A 5675-nucleotide genomic window follows, 5' to 3' on the forward strand; every position below is an offset into this window, starting at 1 on the left:
CACCCCACTCCCACCCCCCAACCCCAACCCCCCAGATCAGCTCAGTGCCCCACCGCGAACCGCCGCTGGATGTGCCGGGGGATCTCGATCTCGTCCACCAGCGCCACCAGGTCCTCGGCCGACAGGTCGCCCGCGCGGTCCGGGGGTGGTAGCAGTTGGCCGCCGCCTGGGCTGCCCGGGCCGCCGGATGACAACACGTACGAGTGGTCCGATTTCGGCCCGCACCTTGCCGCCACGGTCCGCGAGGAGTTCCCCGACCTGCCTCCGGCGGCCGTGGCCCTGTCCCTGCGCACCTGGGGCCGCATGCACGGGCTGCTGGCCCTTGAGGTCTACGGCCACCTCACGTCGCTGACCATGACCCCCGGCAAGCTCTACCGGGCCGAAATGCTGGACCTGGTCGCCTCACTGGGACTCAGGCCCTGACAGCCCCCTGACCGACAGCCCCCAACACCCCTCGCCCCCGCCTAAGCCTCCGCCGTCTTCCCCTCGGGGAACGGATCCCGAACACCCGCCCCCGGCCCCGCGCCCACCCCCGCCCCGGCCTCCGCCGTGACCCCCAGCGGCAGCAGCTCACGCCGCCCCGCCAACAGGTACGTGAGCGCGAACCCCGCGCCCGCCACCGCCGCGCCGCCCGCCGCGTCCAGGACCCAGTGGTTCGCCGTACCGACGATCGCGCAGATCGTGAAGAGCGGGTGCAGGAAGCCCAGTGCCTTCATCCACAGCTTCGGCGCCAGGATCAGCACGATCACGCCGCACCACAGCGCCCAGCCGAAGTGCAGCGAGGGCATCGCCGCGTACTGGTTCGTGACCGCCGTCAGCGCCCCGTAGTCCGGCTTGGCGAAGTCCTGCGGTCCGTGCACCGTGTCGATGAAGCCGAGGCCCGGCATCAGTCTGGGCGGGGCCAGCGGGAAGAGCCAGAAGCCGATCAGCGCGAGCGCCGTCGCGAAGCCGAGTGTGGAGCGCGCCCAGCGGTAGTCGGCCGGGCGGCGGACGTACAGCACGCCCAGGATGGTCAGCGGAATCACGAAGTGGAAGGACTCGTAGTAGAAGTTGAAGAAGGACTCCGCCCACTTCACCTGCGCCATCGTGTGGTTGGCCCAGTGCTCGACGTCGATCCCGAGCGCCCGTTCGATGGAGTAGACCTCACGGCCGTGTCTCTCGGCCGTCCCCCGGCCCCCTGCCGCGAACTCTCGAATGTACGAGTAGAAGGAGTAGCCGACGCGAATGACCAGCAGTTCGAGCAGCAGATTGGGGCGGCCGAGCACCCGCCGCCAGAACGGCAGCAGCGGGACACGCGCCCAGCGTGCCGGCACGGACCGGGTGTATTCGGTCGGCACCGGTCTCTCGAAGTACGGGGAGGTACGCGACAGGAACGGCACCGCGCAGGCGGCGGCCAGCGCCGCGAGCAGCAGCAGGTTGTCCCGCAGCGGGAACAGGATCGGTCTGTTGGGCATCAGCACGGTCGCCGGCAGCGACATCACGAGGACCACGGCCACCGGCCACACCATCCGGTCCCTGCTCCGCCTGCCGACGCGCCCCACGACCGCCAGCAGCACCCACAGCAACTGGTGCTGCCACGCGGTCGGCGAGATCGCGGCCGCCACACACCCCGTCACCGCGACGGCCAGCAGCAACTGCCCGTCCTCGGCGTACCGCACGGCGCGGCGCAGCCCCACGTACACGACGGCCGCCGCCAGCAGCACGAAGAGCGCGATCTCCAGCGGCCCTTCGAGGCCGAACCGCAGCAGCGCTCCGTGCAGGGACTGATTGGCCAGGCTGTTGGCCCGGGCGCCGAGCCCGGTGCCCGCCACATGGTGGATCCAGTACGTCCACGAGTCGCCAGGCAGCGCGGCCCACGCGAGCGCCGAGCAGGCGGCGAACGCACCCACCGTGGTCAGCGCCCCCCGTCTGCGACCCGTCAGCCAGAGCAGCGCGGCGAAGAGCAGTACGGCGGGCTGGAGGGCGGCGCCGATGCCGATCAGTAGGCCGGCGCCGCGCTCCCCGCGTACCACCAGGCAGCCGAGGAGCACCAACAGGACGGGGATGATGCTGGTCTGACCGAGGTAGAAGCTGTTGCGCACCGGCAGTGACAGCATGAGCAGGCTGATCGCGACCGGCGCCGCGAGCAGTGCCGTACGGCGCGATACGGGGACCGGCAGGGCGCGGCCCGCGATGAGCCCCAGCGCGACGACGAGCAGCAGCGTGCCGAAGGTCCACTCGATACCGAGGCTGCGTTCGGCCGAACGGGCGAGCGGCTTCAGGACAAGACCGGCGAACGGCGTGCCGGTGAACTTCCCCGTGTCGTACAGCGAACCCGCCACATGGAGGACGCCGTTCTGGCCGGTCCAGGTCTCCAGGTCCGTCAGCCGCTGCCCGGGCGGCTGTCTGAGCACAGCCGCCGCCTGTCTTGCCGCCAGCACGGCGGCCACCAGCCACAGGAGGGCCGGGACCGTACGGAAACGGGCACCCACGCCTCCCGCTGCCGCACCGCCGTGAACGCCGTGCTCCACATTCGCCACGCCGCGCCGACCCTCCGTCCGAAACCATCGTCCCTGGGGCATAGAGCCTCGCACTGCCCACATCAGAAGTCTCAGGCAACCCCCTCTTACCCCGAGTGTCATCCCGGTTTTGTCCGAATGCCCCTGACCCCCGTCGAAAACGGGCCAGCGCGTTCGAAGGCTCCCGGAGACCCTCGCACCGGCGGAGGCAGAGGAGAAAGCGATTTCCGCCGGAGCGCCGACACCCCGAAGAGCGGAGGCCGCTAACCGATCCCGGTTCGCGGCCTCCGCGCCGCCCGGACCGGCGCTCCGGTAGAAAGCTGACCATGACCTGGTACGTACGTCCCGAATCCTTCGCCACACCGGACGCCACACAACTGCGCCGCGACTACTACAGCGAGGTGGCGAGCCGCTGGTGGAGGCGTCCGGCGACCGAGGAGGAGATCGACCAGGGGCTGGCCGAGTCTCCGGACGACGGACTCGCCCCGCCCACCGGCGAGTTCGTCGTCGGACGCCTCGGCGGCGCGCACGGCGAGGCCATGGCCTGCGGCGGGCTGCGGATGCTCGACGCGGAGAGGGCCGAGCTGACCCGGGTGTACGTACGGCCGGCCGCGCGCGGCAGCGGGGGCGGGGCCGCCCTGGTGGCCGCCCTGGAGGCGGCGGCAGGGCGCCTGGGGGCGCGCAGGGTCGTACTCGACACCCGGCTCGACCTCGTCGAGGCGCGGGGCCTGTACGTCAAGCTGGGCTTCCTGGAGATCCCGCGCTACGGGGAGCCAGGACCGTACAGCGAGATCTGGTACGGCAAGGAGCTGGCCGCACAGTCCGCCTGACGGGGCAGGTGCGTCAGGCCGCGTGGTCCCTGGGCGGCCCCGGCGTGTGCGGCCGGTCGCCGTCCGACCCGCACAACTCGGCGCTCAACTCCCGTACCAGTAACACCAGATCGGTCGGCCGCTCCGGCCCCCACCAGTCACCCAGCAACTCAGCCAGGGCCTCCTCGCGTGCCTTCCCGAGCCGAAGGGCCGTTTCCAGGCCGCGTTGGGTCAGTACCAGCCCCAGCCCCTCGCGCGCGGCGAGTCCGCGCGACTCCAACTGCTGCGAGGCGTCATTGATGATCGTGAGCGGTACGGGCGCGGTCTCGGCGAGTTCGGCCGGGTCCACGACGCCATGGCGTCTGATCCGCAGTAGCAGCCAACTGGACGCGGGATGCAGGTCGTAGCCGGCCATCTCGGTGATCGTCACATAGATCTGGCGGCGGCCCTCCCGCGTACCGAGCACGGACAGGGCGCGCGCCGCCTCGTCGCGTGACGAGCGCAGTACGGGGTTGGACGCGAGGGTCTCGGTGGCCTCGGGCACGGTCACCGAGCCGCGCAGCTTGTCCTCCTTGAGGAACCACGCGACGACGAACGCGAGCACCACCACGGGGACCGCGTACAGGAAGACGTCCGTGATGGACGACGAGTACGCGTGCAGCACGCGCGGGCGCAGGGTGCCGGGCAGCAGTCGTACGGTCCTTGGATCGGCGGCGAGTTGGGCCGGATCGGCCCCGGCGGGCAGCGGCAGTCCCGCCAGCGACGTGGAGAGTTTGGTGTTGAGCCGGTTGGTGAAGATCGTGCCGAAGATGGCGACGCCGAACGACGCGCCGATGGACCGGAAGAAGGTGGCGCCCGAGGTGGCGACGCCCAGGTCCTGGTAGCTGACGGAGTTCTGGACGACGAGCACCAGCACCTGCATCACCAGGCCGAGTCCCGCGCCGAAGACGAAGAAGAACGCGCTCATCTCCCCCGTACCGCTGGACTCCGTCAGCCGGTGGAGCAGGAAGAGACCGATCGCCGTGATGCCGGTGCCCGCGATCGGGAAGACCTTCCAGCGGCCCGTACGGCTGACGATCTGTCCCGACGCCGTGGACGTGAGCAGCAGCCCCGCCACCATGGGCAGCATGTGCACACCGGACAGAGTCGGCGTCACTCCCTGCACCACCTGGAGGAAGGTCGGCAGGTAGGTCATCGCGCCGAACATCGCGAAGCCCACGATGAAGCTGATGAGCGCGACCAGGGTGAAGGTCCTGACGCGGAAGAGACGCAGCGGCAGTACGGGTTCGGCGGCGCGGCGCTCCACCATGATGAACGCGGCGAGCAGGACGAGGGCGATCGCGGCGAGGCCGATGATCTCGGCGGAGCCCCAGGCCCATGTCGTACCGCCGAGTGAGGCGACGAGCACCAGGCAGGTGGCGACGGCGGCGATCAGGAACGTGCCGAGGTAGTCGATGGTGTGTTTGCTGGGGCGTACGGGGATGTGCAGCACAGCGGCGATGACCAGCAGGGCGGCCACACCGATCGGCAGGTTGATGTAGAAGACCCAGCGCCAGCTCAGGTGTTGGGTGAAGAGGCCGCCGAGCAGTGGTCCGAGGACGCTGGTCGCGCCGAAGACGGCGCCGAACAGGCCCTGGTACTTGCCGCGTTCGCGCGGTGAGACGAGGTCGCCGACGATCGCCATCGACAGCACGATCAGGCCACCGCCGCCGAGTCCCTGGACGGCCCGGAAGGTGATGAGCTGCGGCATGTTCTGCGCGACGCCGCACAGCGCCGAGCCGATGAGGAAGATGATGATCGCGGTCTGGAAGAGCCTCTTGCGGCCGTACTGGTCACCGAGCTTGCCCCACAGCGGGGTGGCGGCCGTCGAGGCGAGCAGATAGGCCGTCACGACCCACGAGAGGTGGTCCAGGCCGCCGAGTTCGCTGACGATGGTCGGCAGCGCGGTGGACACGATGGTCTGGTCGAGCGCGGCGAGCAGCATGCCCATCAACAGCGCGCCGATGGAGATCAGTACGCTGCGGCGGTTCTGGCCTTCGCCGGGCGCCGGAGTGAGTGCCGCCGTGCTCACTTCCTGAACCATGCCATGTACCTCTCTTCGGGGCTCCTCGGGGCTCCTCGGGGTCCGTCGGAACTCCATCCTGGTGGTTCTGTCCCGGTATTGCCCGCCGAGCGCCGCCGTAGGGACCGGGGTGGCGCACACCTGGCCGAATGGGCCTGCATAATCGCAGGCACCTCGGAGGGAAAGGGACCCACGGTGACCGGACAGTTCTGTCCCCAATGCGGGACGCCGCGGATTGCGGGCGGCGGACCCGGCTGCGACTGCTCGGAGCGTGCGGCGGCCGCGGCGTTGGCCGGGGCCGCGGGC

At 70.4% G+C, this 5675-nt stretch carries 3 protein-coding genes and 1 pseudogene; 2 read left to right on the top strand and 2 right to left on the bottom strand.

Going from position 1 to position 5675, the window contains the following annotated elements:
* A pseudogene (locus QR77_RS48475) lies at window positions 1-423 on the top strand (hypothetical protein); the annotation flags it as partial.
* Window positions 424-464: 41 nt separating this feature from the next.
* Here QR77_RS48475 and QR77_RS10210 read toward each other — a convergent pair.
* Complete coding sequence (locus tag QR77_RS10210; protein ID WP_236710595.1) at window positions 465-2519, bottom strand: bifunctional glycosyltransferase 87/phosphatase PAP2 family protein; 2055 nt, start codon at window positions 2517-2519, stop codon at window positions 465-467.
* A 305-nt stretch (window positions 2520-2824) separates the two neighbouring features.
* On the opposite strand from QR77_RS10210, the gene QR77_RS10215 reads away from it, so the two are divergent.
* The gene (locus tag QR77_RS10215) at window positions 2825-3328 is read left to right on the top strand and encodes a GNAT family N-acetyltransferase (protein WP_040021124.1); all 504 of its coding nucleotides are present in this window, start codon (window positions 2825-2827) and stop codon (window positions 3326-3328) included.
* 13 nt (window positions 3329-3341) lie between these two features.
* Here the strand turns inward: QR77_RS10215 and QR77_RS10220 are convergent, their stop codons facing one another.
* Entirely contained in the window at window positions 3342-5390 is a 2049-nt protein-coding gene (locus tag QR77_RS10220; protein WP_040021125.1) for an MDR family MFS transporter, read from the bottom strand.
* Window positions 5391-5675 lie beyond the last annotated feature (285 nt).

The sequence above is a fragment of the Streptomyces sp. 150FB genome (assembly GCF_000818195.1).
GTDB lineage: Bacteria > Actinomycetota > Actinomycetes > Streptomycetales > Streptomycetaceae > Streptomyces.

Excerpts from the sequence above, each read along its gene's own strand:
- QR77_RS10215 (WP_040021124.1), top strand. The coding sequence starts at position 2,825 with ATGACCTGGTACGTACGTCCCGAATCCTTCGCCACACCGGACGCCACA.
- QR77_RS10220 (WP_040021125.1), bottom strand. The coding sequence starts at position 5,390 with ATGGTTCAGGAAGTGAGCACGGCGGCACTCACTCCGGCGCCCGGCGAA.